Below are 19175 nucleotides of genomic sequence, written 5' to 3' on the forward strand. Positions count from 1 at the left end.
TTCTAGTTAATATCTTTAATCAATTTTGGAGGATATGATTTGGAATTCTGATTTATTCCTTTAACTAAATAATTATCATATCCAAATTTAAATTTTTGTTCATATTCCCGACCAAGAGCATCAGTGAATTTAATTTTAAAAATCAAGAAATACAACTGTTTTGCTTGTTGGTTAATCTCACTCAAGCTAAATGAGATTGATTCATTGGGGATAGCAAAATTCTCACTAAAATAATTATAAAAAGCATGAGTAGCTTTTCCAGAAGATGGCGACTGATCAAAATAAATAGGATTCCCAGATAAATCATTATAAACAGGACAAGTCATTATATTGGTTGCTGTACCTCGACCAACATTAGTCAAATAGATTTCAACAATCAGCTGGTGATTAACACTAAAAATACGAGATTTAGTGCGATTTAAATGAAAATAAGGAATTAAATCAGACCGGTTCTGTAAGTTAAATTGCAACTCATCAGTAGATTGTTTATATATTGAAAATTCTTTTTGAAAATCCTGAAATTCATCTAACTTATCTTGAGTTTCCCTTTGGAATAGTTCTTGTTGACTTTCTTTTTTATCTTCCCTCCGATTATTCCAAACTTGTATAAGTATAGGAAGAATAATACTGATAAGCAAGGCTAACAAAGCTATTTTATCACTTGGTTTAGAATTGATCACAAAATTAATTATCTTTTCTATCATATTCCTTTACCTCCCCCACTCACTCTTCAGCAAGCCATATCTCAACTCATCACAGCGATTGCCTTGGGCATCTTTGCGGTCTCGGATGCGAGCTTCAAGAGTAAAGCCAAGTTTCTCAGCGACACGTTGACTTTGGACATTGTAGCCAAAGCAGACCAGTTCAATCTTGTGAAGACCCAAATTTTTAAAACCTAGGTCAATTAAGGCACGCGCCGCTTCAGGCACATAGCCTCGACCCCAATAGTCTGGGTGCAAGGTATAGCCAATCTCAAGCACATCATCCTCGTGTCGATGGTTGAAATCAACAGAACCAATCACTTTATCAGTCCCTTTGACCACAATGCCATAACCAGCTGGAAGATTTTCCTTTTCATTACGATCGGGAAGGATATGTTCTAGATAATAGATTTCATCTTCCAAGGTCTTGACGGGCGGAAAGCCTGCTGGGTAAGAAACTTCTGGAAGACTAGCATAAGCATGGATAGCTTCTGCATCCGCAACTGTTCGAACTCGTAAAAGAAGACGCTCCGTTTCGATTCGTTCTGGCAATTCAGCTCTTGTCATCCTTCTTCCTCGCTTTCTTGATAAAGCTTCCCATGGGGTCGACTCGGTCATCTAGATAGCGATAGACACGCTTATGACCATCACCCATAAAGTAAGTCGGTGCAAAAGAATCATTACGGAAATGTCCCTTGTCATCTAGCAAACCAAAATCAGCAAGGCGGTCTACAATCTTGGCAAAGATATGACAGATACCATCTTCCTCAATAATTCTATCTACCTTACAATCCAGAACGACTGGGCAAGCATCTAAGATAGGTGCTTGTGTCAGTTTAGAAGGTTGGAAATCTAGGCCAAGTTTAGCAATCTTTTCACGACGACTAATAAAACCGGCCTGTTCCATCTCAAGCATGAGGTTTTCATCAGGGATATTCACTGTGAACTTCTGATAATGCTTAATCTGGTCTGCCGCATTTTCCTCGCTACCAACCCCTATAACGAGCCAATCTCCTAGACTATAAGAAGAACTACAAGTCGTCACATTATAGCCATAGGTCTGGTCCTGGTAACCCAAGATAAAAATGGGAAAACCATAATACAATTTACTGGTCTCAAAAGATTGCTTCATGTCACCCTCCTTTAATAGGAACGTAGACCTCGCTTGCGCTCCGTCTGCATCGATATCTCTAAATTCACCTGTGACCTTCGGTCTTGGTTCTTTAAAAGCTATAGAAAATCCCTGCCATAACTATGACAGGGACGAATGTGTATCCGCGGTACCACCCAATTTTGAGTGGCAACCACTCACAGCTTTCTTGATTCAATTTGACCATCAGCAACCAGCTTTGACATTTGTGCGGATTTCTCAGTACCACCGCTTCCTGTGACAAATGGGCTTCAAAGCACCTCTGAATGGTCTTATTTTATCACAATTTTAAGATCAAGACAAATGAAATTGTGATGGAAATCTTATTGATTTTTGAATTTGAAAGTATGTCCTCTGTCCTACTTTTCCTCACAATTTTCAATGGCTACTATTACCTTTCATGACAAGTTCTAACTTTGCTTGGCTTTCCAAATATCTCTTACGGTAAGTTATTGCCATCGTTTTATACTCTTCGGAGGACATTTTATAAAAAACTGCTTCTTCTTTGTAAGATTCTACAAACTGTTTGTAATAATCGATATCTTTTATCGGATTCTTAATAATCTTATCTATCAACACATAAATCCCTAAAAATACACCACCAAGAATCATCCCAAGAAAATAGGGCGCCACAAGAAATGATTTAATTAACTCCATGAAGTTCACCATCACTTTCCTTCAAAATCCTTCTGAAAATGTTCTTTATGAACTTTTAATTCAAGCCCACAAACATCTTTGAGCTTTTTCCCAGCTGCAACTCGTCTTTGATGTGCTCTAATTAAAACATGTTCGGACTGTGTATGACTAATAAAATAACACAATAGCAGGTAAGTAACTATAACCCTTAACATCATAGTAATTATCCTAACCACCAAGAAAATCATCTCTCTACTCCTCTCTTAAGGAACTTGCTGAAACCATTGTAACAAAACATCGGCTAAAATCGAGACCGTTTTCACAAGAAATGGCTCACTTATCATAAGTAAAAGCATTTATTTTATTTTAAGTACATGAATGATGGTATTATAGATATTTCAAGACAGATAATCTACATTCTAGATAACTTTATTTTCTATTAGAAAAATCCCTGTCTTTCGACAAGGATTTCATCTTATTTTTCTTCCTTAGCTCTTTCTTCTTTTAGCCATTTTTCATAGCTTTCGAGTAGATTGATAGCCATTTGGGTTGCCAAGGCTAGTGAGAAGGCTTCTGTACCTTCAGTTGTTTCGTCTTGGACTTCCAATTTACTTTCTTCGTAAATGGCTTTGAGAGCCTTATTGCTAAGCGTGTCTTTAAATGCTTGGAATTCTTTCATGGTCAAAGCCTCCTTGATTCTACGGCAAGATCTACAGCTACTGTTACCGTTTTCACTTTAAGTTTACACCATTTCAGAGAAATTGCAAGGATTTTCCTTAATAATAAGGAGAGCTTTCACTCTATCTGCGACCTACTGAGCAGGAGTCGCAGCCCCTGTGAGATACTCGGTCGTATAGGCTACGATAGCTCCCGAATCAGCATTTACCGCATATTTATAACGTAGACCGCTAGCAGCATAGTCAAAGCTGATATTGTAGACCTTCCCGTCTCCTTCAGTCTTCAATTCCGTTTTCAAGTTTGTCACAGAACCTTCAGCTAGGCCAGCATGGTTAAGAGCTGTTGTTTGCGCAGTCTCTTTTGATACTGCTGTCTCTTCCTTGCTTTCGCTAGGTTGAGTCTCGTCTTTAGGCTCTTCACTTTTTTGAGTATCATCCTCATCCTTAGACGTTGGATGGTCACTCTTATGTTTCAAAATAGATCCTGACTGACCATCAATTGTATACTCAAAATGGTTGTCTGACGTTGTGAAACTAATCTCATAACTTCCGTGAAGCCCAGAACGTGCTTTCGAAACTGTTGATTGAGAAATCTCAGAAGTTTTGACACCTGCATTTTTGTAAGCAATGTCTGCCGCATCTTGTTCTGACAAGCGATAACCTGAACCGTTAAAGATAAACAGGCCTGCAGCGATGGCAACTGGGATAGCGAGCAGAATCAGATAGCCCGCTAGCTTTTTCATTTTTCGCATAAAATTCTCCGCTATTTTAATCTAATACTACCATTATATCTTAAAGTTCTAAAATTGTCAGATAAACTTGGCTCATTTTTAGGACAACATCATAAAAAGTTCCCGATAGCTATCAGGAACTTCTACGAAATGTTACTATTTGGCCAGTTACAAAGACTAGTATGGCCATCCAGATAAAGAAGAAGCCTTTCAACTCTCCAAAGCTGACCGTCTCACCAAAAATGAGGATGGCTACGAGAAGTTGAATCGTAGGATTAAGATACTGGATGAAACCAATAAGGTTAAGCGGTGCCCTTTTGACTGCTTCTGAGAAGCAAAGCAATGGAACTGCCGTCACCACACCGGATATGGCTAGGAGAAACATTCCCATGCTCGAATAGGAAGAAAATGATTCTGGAGAAAAGAAAACGAGATAGATAGCTACAAAAGGTAGTAGCAAGCCACTTTCTACTAGCATGGCTACGTCACTGGAGAGCCTAACCCCTTTTTTGATTAGACCATAGAAACCAAAGCTCAGAGCTAACCCCAATGATACCATGGGAAGTTTTCCTGTATTGGCAACAAGAACCAGTACTCCTATAAAGGCCAATACTACTGCTGCCCACATGGTCCTACTCAATGATTCACGAAGAAAAATGAGGGCAAACAGGATAGAAACAATAGGCATAATGTAATAGCCCAGGCTAGCCTGCGTCGCTTGACCATGACCCACAGCATAGATATAAATCAACCAGTTAGCTGCTATGAGAAAACTAGCAAGTAGCATACGAAGCAAGGCTTTCTTATCCTTCCAAAGTTCCACAAGCTCCCCTTTGAAACGTGTATTTTGCTTAGCGACTAGGGCGTAAGTCAACATAGTCACTACAGTAAAAATAATCCGCCACGAGAAGGTGTTGTAAGCCGAAACACCTGCTAAAAGCTTCCAAAAAAGGGATAAAAATCCCCATTGAATATAGGTGGCTAGACCAAAGAGTAGCCCTTGATTTTTTCTAGTCAACGACAACACCTGCTTTATCCACAGACAGGATGAAGGTTTCACCATCTAAACCAAGACCATCGATAGCCGTTTTAAGAGCCTCAGCTTGATCATTTGGTGTCAAGGTCATAACTGTTGGGCCAGCGCCTGAGAGATAGGTCGCATAAGCACCGTATTGACCTGACAATTCCTTAATAGTCGCAAATTCTTTAACCAATTTTTGACGGTAGCGTTCGTGGAACATATCCCCTTGAATAGCATGTCCCGCCTTAACCAAATCGCCTGCAAAGAGGGCAGCAATGGCAACGTTTGCAATAGATGATGCAGCTACAGCTTCTTTGTAAGACAGGTCACTTGGAAGTACCCCACGTGAATCAGACGTCTTAAGTTCATAGCTCGGAATGAAGGCTACAAAGGCACACTCTGGAAAATCTGTCACGATGCTATTAACATGTTCATCCACATAAGAGGCTACAACGAGATTCCCAAAAATAGCTGGGGCAACATTGTCCGGATGACCTTCAATCTTGGTTGCAATATCAAGTTTATCATCGTCTGAGAGCTGCAAGTTTGCCAATTGATTGGCCAACTCGATTCCTGCGACAATAACAGAACTTGAAGAACCTAGCCCACGCGCCAAGGGAATATCTGATGCCATCACCAATTTATGGGGCTGCAAACCAGACTTAACTTGCAAGGCAGTTGAAATGAGGAGGTTATTTTCATCTGAAGGAATATCGCCCAAATCATGCTCAATATGCCATGCATCCGCTGGTTCAAGCACCTCGATTGTCAAATATTTAGAAACGGCAACACCCACAGAGTCAAAACCTGGACCAATATTGGCTGATGTTGCTGGAACAGTAATTTTCATAATAATACACCAAAAGGAGGAAAGCCATCAGCGACTTTTCTCCTTGAATACCTTTCTTATACGCACCAGTATGGGCTTATCAATTAGTTAGACAAAACTTTCAATGTGTTGACAACAGTGAAGTCTTCTGCTGCTTCAAGTTTTTCAGTAACAGCTTTGAGTTGTGTCTTAGACATAGCATGTGTAATCACAACGATACGAGCTGTTGTGCCATTTGCTTTTTGTTGCAAGACTTGTTCAAATGAAATATCTTCTGAGTTGAAGATTTCAGACAAGTGAAGGATTTTACCTTTTTCGTCTGGCGTATCAAGGGCAAAGTAGTAGTTGCTCTTAACATCTGCTGGATTAGCCAATGGCAAGTCACGACGGAACTCATTAAATGGTTTACCTACATTGCCATCTGAAAGACGACGAGCAATACGGATAATATCTGCCAAAACAGATGTTGCTGTTGGTTTTTGACCAGCACCTGGACCGTAGTACATTGATTCGCCAATACCGATAGATTCAACAAAGACTGCATTCATGACATCGTTGACGCTAGCAAGTGGGTGATTTTTTGGCAAGAATGTTGGGGACACTTCTGCTGAGATACCTGATTCTACTTCACGCACATCACCAACCAATTTGATGACATAACCCAATTCTTGAGCAACAGCTACATCATCAGTAGAGATGTTTGTAATCCCCTTGTGAGTCACATCGTCGAAATCAATTGTGGCACCAAATCCAAATTGGCTAAGGATAACAGCTTTATAAGCAGCGTCAATACCTTCAACGTCGTTAGTTGGATCACTTTCAGCATAACCAAGTTCTTGGGCAGTCTTAAGAGCGTCCTCATATGACCAACCTTCGTCAACCATCTTAGTCATCATAAAGTTAGATGTTCCGTTAAGCACACCAAGGATACGTGTCACCTTATCAGACGTCAAAGAGTTAGCCAAAGTACGCAAAATTGGAATACCACCAGCAACAGCAGCTTCATAGTAGAAAGCCACTCCCTTATCTTGGGCAAGAGAAATCAACTCTTTTCCATGAGTAGCAATCAAGTCTTTGTTAGCAGAAACAACGTTTTTACCTGCTTCAAGTGCTTTTGTGATGAAGGTACGAGCTGGCTCGATACGACCCATCAATTCAACAACGATTTGAATCTCTTCATCATTAAGGATTTCGTCAACATTTGTGACAAAATTGTAGTCGTTTCCGGCAGCGATAAGACGATTTTTTTCCTCGTCATCTTTAACCAAAACTTTGGCAATTTCGAGTTGGTCACGTGAGGCTGCAAGAACCTTTTCACCATTTTCCTTCAAGAGGAAAGGAATACCGCTAGCTACTGTACCAAAGCCAAGCAATCCAATTTTAATAGACATTTACGATTTCTCCTTAAAAACATACATTTTTTTAATTGTACCACATTTCTATCGGAATTGACAGAATATTGTTGCCATTTAAGGAGGCAAGTATTCTTTTTACTGAAAATTCTGTGCATTTCCATCCCATTTTTGTTAGAATAATAACTAGACCTATTTGAAAGGGGATACAATGACTTCTCAAAAGAAAAAAACAACTCAAGCTAACAGAAAGAAACTGAACCTTCTTCTGCTTTTCCTAAATATTGTCCTTCTTGGCTTACTGGCAGTCTTTATGCTTAACCGACCAAATCAGTCGAAAAGCAAGCAACAACAGGCTCAAACCAGTCAGTCTAGGACGACAGCTAAATGGAAAACCTATGACGATCCTGTCCAAATCCCTATCCTAATGTATCATGCGGTACACGTCATGGATCCATCTGAAGCCTCCAACGCCAACCTTATCGTTGACCCAGACCTCTTCGAGGCACAAATCAAGGCCTTGGCGAAGGCAGGTTACTACTTCCTAACGCCTGAAGAAGCCTACAAAGCCTTCACTGAAAACGCCCTACCTGCTAAGAAGGTTGTCTGGCTGACCTTTGATGATGGTAACGAAGATTTCTATACTATCGCCTACCCTATTCTCAAAAAATACAAGGCTAAGGCAACCAATAATATTATCACTGGCTTTGTTAAGAAAGGAAATGCTGGAAATCTTACCGTCAAGCAGATGAAAGAAATGATGGCACACGGCATGAGCTTCCAGTCTCATACGGTTAACCACCCCGATTTGTCAACCACTGATAAGGCGACACAAAAGGTTGAATTAACGGATTCTATTGACTTCCTTGAAAATAAACTCAATACCAAGGTCAATACCATTGCCTACCCATCAGGTCGCTACAATCAAACGACACTTGACCTAGCTAAGAAAACTTACAAGTTAGGACTAACAACCAACGAAGGGCTAGCCAGTGCCAAGGATGGTCTTCTCTCACTTAATCGTGTCCGTATTCTGCCAACAACAACAGCTAAAGGACTTCTCAGCGAGATTGATACTGACAATGAGTAAAAGAAATCACTTGATTCAAGAATCAAGTGATTTTTATGTTCTAGTCAAATATTTCTGATAGGAGAGCCACACCCTTTTCAATTTCAGCATCACTTAGGGTGATTGGTGGCAAAAGACGAATCACGTTTGTCCCTGCAGTTAAAACAATTAACCCCTTATCTCGAGCCGACTGGACCAATTCTCCTAAATTACCAGTAGTCTCAATCCCAATCATATAGCCCAAGCCACGTACAGTGGTGACCGTCTCTTTATCAGATAAAGCTGCCTGCAATTTTGCTTGTAGCTGGTTTCCATTTTCAAGGGCAGTATCTAGAAAACCTGGGACCAACATAACTTCAAGCGTAGCTTTGGCCGCAGCCATAGCCAGTTTATTTCCTCCAAAGGTAGAGCCGTGACTTCCGTAAGAGAAGGCTTCTCCAAGAGATGACTTAGCAAGCATGGCACCAACTGGCACCCCATTTGCCAAACCTTTTGCCAGAGTAAAGATATCTGGTTCAATATCGTAGTGCTCATAAGCATAAAGCTTACCAGTACGACCAAGTCCTGTCTGAACCTCATCTACAATAAGATAAATACCTGTCTCCTTACAAAAGTCAGACAAAGCCTTAACAAAGTCCTTATCAGCAGGTTGAACACCTGATTCCCCTTGAACCAACTCCAACATAATAGCCGCTGTTTCGTCACTAGCTAGTGCCTTGACACTATCTATGTCATTGAAAATAGCATAGCTAAAGTGGGGCACACCCTCACCAAAGCCTTGTTTGATTTTATCCTGACCAGTGGCAGACATGGATCCAAACGTTCGACCATGGAAGGAATTTTGGAAGGTAATGATTTCTTGTTTGCCTGATGCCTTACGAGCGATTTTTATAGCTGCTTCATTGGCCTCTGCACCACTGTTACAGAAAAAGGCCAGATAATCCCTGTCACCAATTAGAAGGTCAGCAACATCTTCTTGCAACTGATTGTGATAAAGATTAGGCTGGTGCAAAATCTTACCCACCTGCTCTGTCAAAGCCTGATTGACATGGGGATGATAGCCCAGGTTAGTTACCCCGATACCTGATGAAAAATCCAAGTAGGTATTGCCAGTTGTATCAGTCAAATAATTGCCCTGTGCCGAAGCGAAATCAATCGCTGCCCGCTTATAGTTTGAAAATAGTTTTGTCATCTCTTACTCCTTGATTATGGTACCATCTGTCAGGTTATTACCAATAATGACCTGCTCAACACCGGCTTGAACTGTCTGAACAGCACTTTGAATTTTAGGAATCATGCCCCCAGTAATCACACCTGAATCTATTTTTTTCTGAACGTCCACAAGATTCAGATGATCTAAAACCTGTCCATTCTCTAAAACTCCTTTGACATCTGTCATGAGGATAAGTTTTTTGGCACCTAGACTAATTGCCACAGCTCTAGCAAGGTAATCCGCATTGATATTGAGCAAATCTCCCTGCTCACTATAGCCCAAGCTAGGAATCAAGGGAATCTTGCCTTGAGAAAGGAGTGCTACTAAGGTCTGATTGGTGATGTTTTTGACCTCACCCACAAAGCCATAGGTCTCTTGATCTAAGAAATCAGCATGGACAAGGTCTGGCAATTCATCAACAAGCTGATAAGCTGGCAAAACCGCCTGTGTTAACTGACCTGCCAAGTTTTTCCCAACTATGTCAACCAAGGCTTCTTTAATCAAGGCCATATCTGACTGACTCGTCACACGAAGACCATTTACCTTGTGAATTGGAATATGATTCTCCTCCATCAGCTGATTAATAGCAAAACCACCCCCATGGACGATAACAACTTTCTGACCAGCCTGCTGCCATTCTGACAGTTTGGTCAGTATCTCAGGAGTTAGCTGCTTACTGGCTACTCCACCAATCTTAATTACAATATATTCAGCAGTCATCAGTTAACTCCTTTTCCTTAGATAGTCTAAGTGTGATAGAGGGCATTAATCTTAACGTAATCGTAAGAAAGATCACACCCCCATGCGGTTCCCTTTTCATGTCCAGCATGAAGATCTACCGTAATGGTCACTTCATCCTCATGCATGATGTCTTTCATTTCCTCATCATCAAAGGTCACAGGACTAGATGCTAGCATGACTGGCAGACCGCCAAGCATAATATCAACATTGTCCACAGGAACGTCCACACCGGCATAGCCAACAGCAGCTAGAATACGCCCCCAGTTAGGATCTTCACCAAAAATGGCTGTTTTGACCAGGCTTGAACCGACAACAGATTTTGCCATCATACGGGCATCAAGGGCATTAGGGGCATTAACCACATCAACTTGGATGAGCTTATTGGCACCTTCACCGTCCTTGGCAATTTTCTTAGCCAGTTCTTGCATCACGAAATTAAGCATTTTCGAAAATTTTTCGAACTCTGGTGTACCTGGCAGAATCTCTTCATTGAGCGTGCAACCATTTGACATGACAAGAACCATATCATTAGTTGATGTATCCCCATCAACTGTAATCTGATTAAAGGTTTTTTCCACATTTTGACTCAAGGCCAATTGAAGGGTGTCACTAGAAATATTGGCATCACAAGTAATAAACCCAAGCATGGTTGCCATATTCGGGTGAATCATGCCTGAACCCTTAGCGACACCAGCCATAGTGACAACATCACGACCAAAAGTCTCCGTCACAGCAATAGTCTTAGTTGCTGTATCTGTCGTCAAAATCGCCTTAGCAAAATCATCAGCATTCCCATTAACCACCAACTTGGAAAGGCCATTTTTCAAGGTATCCATTGGTAGCAACTCACCAATAACCCCTGTAGAAGCCACACCAACCAAATCTGGTTCAACGCCTAACTTTTCAGCGGTCCACTCCTGCATGGTGTAAGCATCCTCCAATCCTTGAGTCCCTGTACAAGAATTGGCTACACCTGAGTTAACAACGATGGCCTTCATTTTCCCAGCCTTTTTAACTGAGGTCTTGGTCACAATCAGAGGAGCTGCAATCACCTTATTGGTCGTATAAACTCCTGCCACACTGGCTGGTTTTTCAGAGACAATCCAACCAAAATCCATTTTTCTCTTTTTAAATCCTGCATGTAGCCCATCTGCTGAGAATCCCAACGGGCTGGCAATTGTTCCTTCAATGACTTTCATATTTTTTCTCCTAACTCTATGCTTACATCTACAAGTATGACGGTGTCAGAAGCAAACCTTCCGTCTCATCCCACCCCTGCATGAGGTTGAGATTTTGAACCGCTTGACCAGCAGCACCCTTAATCAAATTATCAATGACCGAAATAACTGTCAGAACATTGGTTTTCTCATTATAGGCAAAGCCAATATCTGTAAAATTCGATCCAATAACGTTGTGTAGTTCTGGCAAACTGTCTTGCACACGTACAAAGGGTTTATCGCTATAAGCCTTTGTGAACGCTGAAGCTACATCAGCTACAGTCACGTCCTTCTTCAACTTACAATAAACCGTAGCCATGATTCCACGATTAACGGGTAAAAGCGACGTTGAAAACTGAATCTCAGGCATTTCCGGATTAAAGACCTGCAAGGTTTGAACAATCTCAGGAATATGCTGATGATGATTGAGTTTATAAGTCACGTAATTATCATGAACATTGACAAAATGACTAGACTCACTCAAAGCCTTACCCGCACCAGTTAAACCAGACTTGGCATCCACAATGACACTATCCGTCTCAATCAGACCAGTAGCAACCAAAGGAAGCAAGGCCAACTCTGTCGCTGTTGCATAGCATCCAGGATTGGCAATAAATTTCTTATCCTTCACATCTGCATATTCTGATAATGCATATGTAAATTTATTCAAAACACTCTGCTTAGCAGGTGATTTTTTATACCATTCTTGATAAACATCTGCTGGCAAGCGATGATCGCCAGACAAATCAATAATAGGAAAATCAGCCAGAACAAATTCCTCTGCTAGCGAGCTAGCGACTCCTGAAGGTGTGGCAAAGAAAACCAAATCCGCCTTTTGCATAATCTTTTCCGCATCGTAAGCTTCAATTTCTAAGTCACAAACACCTGTCAGATAGGGATACACATCAGACAACCGTCGGCCCACTTCCTTGGTTGCGTGAATAGAAACAAGTTCCACTTTTTTATGATTATTCAAAATTTTAACTAACTCTAAACCACTATAACCAGTGATACCAACGATTGAAACTTCCATTTATGCACTCTTTTTGAATAAATATGTAACTAGTTTATTGTATTTTTATTCATTTGTCAAGGAAGAATTGAAATTAACATGAAAAAAACAAGCAGTCTTTTCCAACTACTTGTTTCATGATTGTTATCTAGTTATTAAATAATTGCAAGTTGGCAATACGATCGACTGCTTCGACCAGACGTTCTGGCTCTACCAAAAGCCCAATACGAACATAAGCATCTCCTGCAGGACCAAATCCTTTACCTGGTGCCACAGCAACATGGGCCTTCTCAAGCAAAAGATCCGCAAAACTCTCACTAGTGTAACCCTCTGGTATAGGCATCCAAGCATAGAAAGAACCTTTGGATGGAAAGGCCTTCCAGCCAATCTTAGCAGCTGCCTGGACAAAAGCATCTCGACGGCTATCATAAGTCGCATTCAGTTGAGCAACAGCCTCCTCAGATTTAGGATCTAAGAGGGCTGCAATCCCAGCCTCCTGCAAGGCAGGAAAGATTCCCACAAAAAGATGGTCTTGAATCAGATTTAAGGCTTCAATCATCTGGTCATTCCCAGCAGCAAAGGCCAAACGCCAACCAGCCATATTGAAGGTTTTCGAGAAAGTATAGAACTCAATGCCCACATCTTTAGCACCAGGTGTTGATAAGAAGCTAGGATTCTCATAGCCTCGATAGCCCAAAGCTCCGTAAGCTAAATCACTCACCACGCCAACTTCGTAAGTCTTAGCCCAGACAACCAACTTTTCATAAAAGGCCTTAGTCGCCACAGCACCCGTAGGATTATTTGGATAATTGATATAGATAAACTTAGCACGCCGAGCTGTCTCTTCAGGAATGGCATCCAAATCTGGCAAGAAATCATTTTCAGCCGTCAAAGGAAAGGTCTCATAGGCTACACGTCCTAGACTCACTCCTGATAAATAATCAGGATATCCTGGGTCAGGTAGGAGCAGGAGGTCACCTGGATTCATCAAAGCTAGGGGCAATTCCACAAGCCCAATTTTAGCCCCACCCATGACACAAATCTCACGCTCCGCATCCAAATCGACCCCATAATGTTTCTTGTAAAAACTAGCAGCAGCCTCCTTAAAAGGACGATTGCCTCGAAACTGTGAATACTTATGGCTAGCAGGATCTTTCGCTGAGGTACAAAGCGCCTCAACAATATGGTCATAGGTTGGTTGGTCTGGATTCCCCTGACCAAGATTGATAACATCTGCACCTTCCGCCACCTTGGCATTAACCTTAGCAACCAAACCAGCAAAAAACTGTTCTGGCAATGCCTTCAATAAGTCAGATTCTTCAAATAACATAAACACTCCTTAATGATACAAGTCCGTGCGACGATCCTCAAAAACAGGAATCTGACCTCGAACCTTATCTACCTCTTCAAGATTAATATCGGCCGTAAAAATGCCCTCCTCATGCTCCTTGGTTTGTAAGACCACATTTCCAAGTGGATCGATAACCATAGAATGTCCTGAAAAGACATCGTCTGGTCCTGCTCCAACACGATTGACAGCAACTACAAAAGCTTGATTTTCAACTGCACGCGCCTTTAACAAAATCTCCCATTGCTGCACTCGAGGTTCCGGCCACTGCGCTACCACAAAAAGCACCTTGGCCCCTTGTGCCATATGTGTTCGCACCCATTCAGGAAAACGGATATCATAACAAATGACACTGGCAGCTATCACACCATCAAGCTCAAAAACAGACTCATTCGACCCACCAGACATGTACTGGTCCTCTGCCATAAGGCCAAAGAGATGGACCTTGCTATAGGTATTGATTAAGTCCCCAGACTTATTGTAGACATAGGTTGTATTGTAGAATTTGCCATCTTTCTCAATAGCAACGGACCCTCCAATAATAGCTACAGCATGTTTCCTAGCAAAATGAGACAAGAGTTCTTGAGAGTCCAATCCAGCCTTATCCGCAAGCCCATCAAGTTCATTTAAAGCATAGCCTGTATTCCACATTTCAGGAAGCACAATAACATCAGGATTGTCATCAAGCGCCCTCTCCAACATCTCTTTCACGTGTTTTTTATTTTCCACAGGCTGTCCGTGAACGACATCCATCTGTACCAACGCAATTTTCATAATAACCTCTATTCTATATTAACCATTATAGCACTCCAAAAGACGTCACAAAAATTGAAAAATTCAATCTCATGATAAAGAAAGGCTATCAAAAAAGGCTGGACATAATGTCCAACCTAATCGTTATTACACTAAGCAATATCAACGTAACGACGGGCACCGCTTGCTGTCATGTATGAAAGCCATTGATGACCATCGGCTGACAAAACTTTGTCATAGTTAACACTCATGCCCTTGTCATAGTAGGCCAACTCTGGGCTTGAAACCTTAGCTTCCGCCTTAATTGACGCACGACCTGTGAAGGTATAAGTGCCTGATTCTGGAAGACTTGGTTTATCCGCTGGTTTAGCAACCGGTTTAACTTCTGGTTGACTTGCTGGCTTAGACTCTGCCTTGGCTGCTGCAATATCAACATAACGACGAGCACCACTTGTTGTCACGTATGAAAGCCATTGACGACCATCGGCTGTCAAAACCTTGTCGTAGTTAACGCTCATACCCTTATCATAGTAGGCCAACTCTGGGCTTGAAACCTTAGCTTCTGCCTTAATTGACGCACGACCTGTGAAGGTATAAGTGCCTGATTCTGGAAGACTTGGTTTATCCGCTGGTTTAGCAACCGGTTTAACTTCTGGTTGACTTGCTGGCTTAGACTCTGCCTTGGCTGCTGCAATGTCAACGTAACGACGAGCACCACTTGTTGTCATGTATGAAAGCCATTGACGGCCATCAGCTGTCAAAACCTTATCGTAGTTAACACTCATACCCTTGTCATAATAAGCTAATTCTGGGCTTGAAACTTTAGCTTCTGCCTTAATTGACGCACGACCTGTGAAGGTATAAGTGCCTGATTCTGGAAGACTTGGTTTATCCGCTGGTTTAGCAACCGGTTTAACTTCTGGTTTAGTTTCTGTAGCTTTAACTGTTGCAATATCAACGTAACGACGGGCACCGCTTGCTGTCATGTATGAAAGCCATTGATGACCATCGGCTGACAAAACTTTGTCATAGTTAACACTCATGCCCTTGTCATAGTAGGCCAACTCTGGGCTTGAAACCTTAGCTTCCGCCTTGATTGACACACGACCTGTGAAGGTATAAGTGCCTGATTCTGGAAGACTTGGTTGGTCCGCTGGTTTAGCAACCGGTTTAACTTCTGGTTTAGTTTCTGTAGCTTTAACTGTTGCAATATCAACGTAACGACGGGCACCGCTTGCTGTCATGTATGAAAGCCATTGATGACCATCAGCTGTCAAAACTTTATCATAGTTAACGCTCATACCCTTATCATAGTAGGCCAACTCTGGGCTTGAAACCTTAGCTTCTGCCTTGATTGACGCACGACCTGTGAAGGTATAAGTGCCTGTCGCTGGAAGGTTGATGGCACCTGTAGTGGCTGGTTTGCTTTCAGCAGGTTTGCTGCTAGTAGCATAATCGCCACCTTCGATACCAAAGTACTCTTCCAAGCTCAATCCTGAATCGTGAATGCCTTTAGCTTCTTTACCCACATAGCGGATATGCCATGCTTCTGGCATGTAGCCGGTTGAAGCTTCTTTACCTGCTTGGAAACGCACGATAAAGCCATAGTTATGTGCATTGTCTTTAAGCCATTGACTAGCTCGTGAATCTTCAAGCAAGTTACCAGATTTATCAGTCAAATCAAAGACCAAACCAGTTTGGTGTTCGCTGAACCCAGGACGAGCTGAGTAACGGTCCGCAGCTGCTTGACCATCACGGCTTACGTAGTTGTCGTAAAGAGTCTTTTGATAATCGTAAGAACGGAAACCACTGTATGAACGTCCGACATTCAAACCTTGGTTAATCATATCATCACGAAGGCGAACAAAGGCTGCCTTAGCTGTAGGATTTTCACCTGGATTATAGTCCTTAGAAAGACCATGCTTCTTATTGACAATGATAATATCATCGTATTTACCACGAACACTGTAGTAAGAACCGTTATTGGTCAATTTCCCTGTTACATGGGATTCATTAGATTGAGGCACTGTGGCTGTAGTTTCGGTAATATAAGTTCGTTTACCATCCAACATGTAGTAAAGATGCACAGAATAAGTACCCGCATCACCCTTATGGCTGGCTGTATCTACATGAACCTTATAGCTACCGTCTGATTGTTTATCAGCATGATACCAAGTGAGATCGTCTTGGCCATTCTTATCTGACCAGATTGGGACACGGACTTCTTTAACTTCTTTGCCACCACCTGAAACATTGGTAACGACAACATCAAAGCCATTAGACATTTGGTTGTTGATTGTCAATTTCCCTGTTACTTGAGATTCAGGAACTGTGGCTGTAGTTTCGGTAATATAAGTTCGTTTACCATCTAACATATAGTAAAGATGGACAGAATAGGTACCAGCATCACCCTTATGGCTTGCTTTATCTACATGAACCTTGTAGCTTCCATCTGATTGTTTATCGGCATGATACCAAGTAAGATCATCTTGACCATTCTTATCTGACCAGATTGGAACACGGACTTCTTTAACTTCTTTGCCACCACCTGAAACATTAGTTACGACAACATCAAAGCCATTAGACGTTTGGTTGGTAATCGTCAATTTTCCTGTTACTTGAGTTTCAGGGACTTTGGCTGTAGTTTCGGTAATATAAGTTCGTTTACCATCCAACATATAGTAAAGATGGACAGAATAGGTACCAACATCGCCCTTGTGACTGGCTTTATCTACATGAACCTTGTAGCTACCGTCTGATTGTTTATCAGCATGATACCAAGTGAGGTCATCTTGACCATCTTTATCTGACCAAATTGGAACACGAACTTCTTGGACTGCCTTGCCACCACCTGAAACATTAGTTACGACAACATCAAAGCCATTAGAGGTTTGATTGGTAATCGTCAATTTTCCTGTTACTTGAGATTCAGGGACTGTAGCTGTAGTTTCGGTAATATAAGTTCGCTTACCATCCAACATGTAGTAAAGATGGACAGAATATGTACCAGCATCGCCCTTGTGGCTGGCTTTATCTACATGAACCTTGTAGCTACCATCTGACTGTTTATCAGCATGATACCAAGTGAGATCGTCTTGGCCATTCTTATCTGACCAGATTGGGACACGGACTTCCTGAACTGTCTTGCCACCACCTGAAACATTGGTTACGACAACATCAAAGCCATTAGAGGTTTGGTTGTTGATGGTAAGGTTACCAGAAACACGGTTTTCTTGTGGTTTAGACTCAGTAGCTTTCAAGGTCGCAATATCCACATAACGACGTGTACCACTGTAGCTAATATAAGAAATCCATTGGTGGTTATCCGCAGTCAAGACCTTGTCATAGTTCACTTTGTAGCCTTTTTCCAAGGTATAAAGTGTTTCTGCAGAAGCCTTAGGTTCATTTTTAACATTCAAGCTACGTGTCACATTATAAGTACCACTTGCTGGAAGCTTTTCAGCACCAGTAACTTCTGGTTTTGCTTGATTAGTCTCTGTTGGTTTAACAGTTGGTGTTTCAGCTTTAGCAGGTGTCAAAGTCGCAATATCGGCATAATAGCGAACATAGTCATACCCAAGGTAAGAAATCCATTGGTGATTATCCGCAGTCAAAACTTTGTCATAGATAACATGGTCACCCTTACTGAAAACAAAAGTAGGTTTGAGGTCTGCTTTTGGTTCTTTCTTAATATCTGTGTCACGTGTAAAGTAGAAAGTTCCTGTCGCTGGGATGTTCAAAGCACCTGTTGTGGCTTGAGTGCCATTAGAAGGCTTACCATCCCCATTACCACTATTACCGTTACCACTACCAGCTGCCACTGGTTTCACTGGCGCATAACGACGCACGCCAGAGTATGATTTGTAGCTAATCCATTGGTAGCCGTCAGCTGTCACGACTTGATCGTAAAGAACGCTGTCTCCTGGATTTACATAAAATTCAGCCTTGGCAGACACCTTAGGTTGATTCTTAATCTCTGTACGTTCCTTGTAGACATAAGTTCCTTGACTTGGAAGGTCGCTGTCTGTAGTTGTAGCTGGTTGGCTCACCAAACTAGTATTGACAGCTGCTCTCGTTAAGGCAGATACATCAAGGTTAGTGGCTGTTTCAGATGAAGCATTTGTTTTCCTTGTCGCTTCTGAGCTAGCAGTTGTTGATTCAGAAATTTTATCTGCTGCTTGTGAGGTACTAGCACTCACTTCACTTCTAGCCTCGCTAGTAGCAGTTTCACTAGCGGTTTGGCTAGTTGTTGAGACTTGGCTAGCCTTCTCACTTGATGCTGCCCCATCTGTTGCTACCCCACTGAAAATATCAGCTGCTGTCACAGCATCACTATCTGAGGTAGCACGCAAAGTGGCATCTGAAGGTGTTGAAACTTCATGATGCTCATCAGCCAAAGCTTGACCTGCAAAGACCAAACTAGCTCCTAAAAGAACTGATGCTGCCCCAAATGAATATTTACGAATGGAAAAACGTTGTTGTTCGTGTAAAAATTTTTCTCGTTTCATATCAATTATTCTCTCTATCGAATTGATGTTACTGTTTGATTGTAACACTCAGTGACAAATATTACAAGTATTTTACATAATGTTACTGAATATTTCTCACTTGTCCATTAGTATACCAAATTTATTTGACTTGTTCACACCTAAATCATAAACTGTCCAATTTTTGTCATAATCGGAAAATGACTGATTATACTTATATATTCGTTGTTTTTCCAAA

General features: G+C 41.6%; 17 protein-coding genes. 1 reads left to right on the forward strand and 16 read right to left on the reverse strand.

Annotated features, from left to right (window positions below):
• Positions 1-2: 2 nt before the first annotated feature.
• The 9 genes from LG375_RS04635 to LG375_RS04675 all read right to left on the reverse strand — a co-directional run bounded on the left by LG375_RS04635 (position 3) and on the right by LG375_RS04675 (position 7136).
• The gene (locus LG375_RS04635) at positions 3-704 is read right to left on the reverse strand and encodes a hypothetical protein (protein WP_064523840.1); all 702 of its coding nucleotides are present in this window, start codon (positions 702-704) and stop codon (positions 3-5) included.
• Positions 705-710: 6 nt separating this feature from the next.
• A complete protein-coding gene (locus tag LG375_RS04640) occupies positions 711-1268 on the reverse strand; it encodes a GNAT family N-acetyltransferase (protein ID WP_155198053.1) in 558 nt (185 codons plus the stop codon).
• Positions 1255-1833 carry a flavin reductase family protein gene (locus LG375_RS04645; RefSeq protein WP_155198052.1) on the reverse strand — a complete coding sequence of 193 codons (579 nt, stop codon included), beginning with the start codon at positions 1831-1833 and terminating at the stop codon, positions 1255-1257. Before LG375_RS04645 ends, LG375_RS04640 begins: the two co-directional genes overlap by 14 nt.
• A 396-nt stretch (positions 1834-2229) precedes the next feature.
• Complete coding sequence (locus tag LG375_RS04650) at positions 2230-2508, reverse strand: hypothetical protein (RefSeq protein ID WP_142390731.1); 279 nt, start codon at positions 2506-2508, stop codon at positions 2230-2232.
• Positions 2509-2962: 454 nt separating this feature from the next.
• A complete protein-coding gene (locus tag LG375_RS04655; protein ID WP_002886082.1) occupies positions 2963-3166 on the reverse strand; it encodes a hypothetical protein in 204 nt (67 codons plus the stop codon).
• Positions 3167-3298: 132 nt separating this feature from the next.
• Positions 3299-3916, reverse strand: coding sequence for a PepSY domain-containing protein (locus LG375_RS04660; protein WP_155198051.1), 618 nt, complete (start codon positions 3914-3916; stop codon positions 3299-3301).
• A gap of 112 nt (positions 3917-4028) precedes the next feature.
• Entirely contained in the window at positions 4029-4913 is an 885-nt protein-coding gene (gene rarD, locus LG375_RS04665) for an EamA family transporter RarD (protein ID WP_225745391.1), read from the reverse strand.
• Positions 4906-5766, reverse strand: coding sequence for a homoserine kinase (gene thrB, locus LG375_RS04670; protein ID WP_225745392.1), 861 nt, complete (start codon positions 5764-5766; stop codon positions 4906-4908). The genes rarD and thrB overlap by 8 nt, the downstream gene beginning before the upstream one ends.
• Positions 5767-5849: 83 nt before the next feature.
• Positions 5850-7136 (reverse strand): homoserine dehydrogenase, encoded by a 1287-nt coding sequence (locus LG375_RS04675; protein ID WP_002890168.1) that lies wholly within the window; start codon positions 7134-7136, stop codon positions 5850-5852.
• Between the two features lie 172 nt (positions 7137-7308).
• On the opposite strand from LG375_RS04675, the gene LG375_RS04680 reads away from it, so the two are divergent.
• Positions 7309-8187, forward strand: a complete 879-nt coding sequence (locus LG375_RS04680; protein ID WP_225745393.1) for a polysaccharide deacetylase family protein — start codon at positions 7309-7311, stop codon at positions 8185-8187.
• 40 nt (positions 8188-8227) lie between these two features.
• Here the strand turns inward: LG375_RS04680 and LG375_RS04685 are convergent, their stop codons facing one another.
• The 7 genes from LG375_RS04685 to ldcB form a co-directional block, all read right to left on the reverse strand.
• Positions 8228-9358 carry an acetylornithine transaminase gene (locus LG375_RS04685; RefSeq protein ID WP_225745394.1) on the reverse strand — a complete coding sequence of 377 codons (1131 nt, stop codon included), beginning with the start codon at positions 9356-9358 and terminating at the stop codon, positions 8228-8230.
• A gap of 3 nt (positions 9359-9361) precedes the next feature.
• On the reverse strand, positions 9362-10099 hold the full coding sequence (gene argB / locus LG375_RS04690) for an acetylglutamate kinase (protein WP_225745395.1): 738 nt from the start codon (positions 10097-10099) through the stop codon (positions 9362-9364).
• A gap of 26 nt (positions 10100-10125) precedes the next feature.
• Positions 10126-11319, reverse strand: a complete 1194-nt coding sequence (gene argJ, locus LG375_RS04695; protein ID WP_225745396.1) for a bifunctional glutamate N-acetyltransferase/amino-acid acetyltransferase ArgJ — start codon at positions 11317-11319, stop codon at positions 10126-10128.
• 28 nt (positions 11320-11347) lie between these two features.
• Positions 11348-12370, reverse strand: a complete 1023-nt coding sequence (gene argC, locus LG375_RS04700; protein ID WP_225745397.1) for an N-acetyl-gamma-glutamyl-phosphate reductase — start codon at positions 12368-12370, stop codon at positions 11348-11350.
• 127 nt (positions 12371-12497) lie between these two features.
• Positions 12498-13679 (reverse strand): pyridoxal phosphate-dependent aminotransferase, encoded by a 1182-nt coding sequence (locus LG375_RS04705; RefSeq protein WP_225745398.1) that lies wholly within the window; start codon positions 13677-13679, stop codon positions 12498-12500.
• Between the two features lie 9 nt (positions 13680-13688).
• On the reverse strand, positions 13689-14471 hold the full coding sequence (locus LG375_RS04710) for a carbon-nitrogen family hydrolase (RefSeq protein WP_225745399.1): 783 nt from the start codon (positions 14469-14471) through the stop codon (positions 13689-13691).
• 131 nt (positions 14472-14602) lie between these two features.
• Complete coding sequence (gene ldcB / locus LG375_RS04715; protein WP_225745400.1) at positions 14603-18958, reverse strand: LD-carboxypeptidase LdcB/DacB; 4356 nt, start codon at positions 18956-18958, stop codon at positions 14603-14605.
• Between the last annotated feature and the right edge of the window lie 217 nt (positions 18959-19175).

This window comes from Streptococcus sp. Marseille-Q3604 (assembly GCF_916619785.1).
Lineage (GTDB): Bacteria > Bacillota > Bacilli > Lactobacillales > Streptococcaceae > Streptococcus.

Bases quoted from the DNA above. Each gene is read 5' to 3' on its own strand.
- argJ (WP_225745396.1), bottom strand. From the start codon at position 11,319: ATGAAAGTCATTGAAGGAACAATTGCCAGCCCGTTGGGATTCTCAGCA.
- LG375_RS04635 (WP_064523840.1), bottom strand. From the start codon at position 704: ATGATAGAAAAGATAATTAATTTTGTGATCAATTCTAAACCAAGTGAT.
- LG375_RS04645 (WP_155198052.1), bottom strand. From the start codon at position 1,833: ATGAAGCAATCTTTTGAGACCAGTAAATTGTATTATGGTTTTCCCATT.
- LG375_RS04675 (WP_002890168.1), bottom strand. From the start codon at position 7,136: ATGTCTATTAAAATTGGATTGCTTGGCTTTGGTACAGTAGCTAGCGGT.
- argB (WP_225745395.1), bottom strand. From the start codon at position 10,099: ATGACTGCTGAATATATTGTAATTAAGATTGGTGGAGTAGCCAGTAAG.
- LG375_RS04710 (WP_225745399.1), bottom strand. From the start codon at position 14,471: ATGAAAATTGCGTTGGTACAGATGGATGTCGTTCACGGACAGCCTGTG.
- LG375_RS04685 (WP_225745394.1), bottom strand. From the start codon at position 9,358: ATGACAAAACTATTTTCAAACTATAAGCGGGCAGCGATTGATTTCGCT.
- thrB (WP_225745392.1), bottom strand. From the start codon at position 5,766: ATGAAAATTACTGTTCCAGCAACATCAGCCAATATTGGTCCAGGTTTT.
- ldcB (WP_225745400.1), bottom strand. From the start codon at position 18,958: ATGAAACGAGAAAAATTTTTACACGAACAACAACGTTTTTCCATTCGT.
- LG375_RS04680 (WP_225745393.1), top strand. From the start codon at position 7,309: ATGACTTCTCAAAAGAAAAAAACAACTCAAGCTAACAGAAAGAAACTG.
- LG375_RS04655 (WP_002886082.1), bottom strand. From the start codon at position 3,166: ATGAAAGAATTCCAAGCATTTAAAGACACGCTTAGCAATAAGGCTCTC.
- argC (WP_225745397.1), bottom strand. From the start codon at position 12,370: ATGGAAGTTTCAATCGTTGGTATCACTGGTTATAGTGGTTTAGAGTTA.
- LG375_RS04640 (WP_155198053.1), bottom strand. From the start codon at position 1,268: ATGACAAGAGCTGAATTGCCAGAACGAATCGAAACGGAGCGTCTTCTT.
- LG375_RS04705 (WP_225745398.1), bottom strand. From the start codon at position 13,679: ATGTTATTTGAAGAATCTGACTTATTGAAGGCATTGCCAGAACAGTTT.
- LG375_RS04650 (WP_142390731.1), bottom strand. From the start codon at position 2,508: ATGGAGTTAATTAAATCATTTCTTGTGGCGCCCTATTTTCTTGGGATG.
- LG375_RS04660 (WP_155198051.1), bottom strand. From the start codon at position 3,916: ATGCGAAAAATGAAAAAGCTAGCGGGCTATCTGATTCTGCTCGCTATC.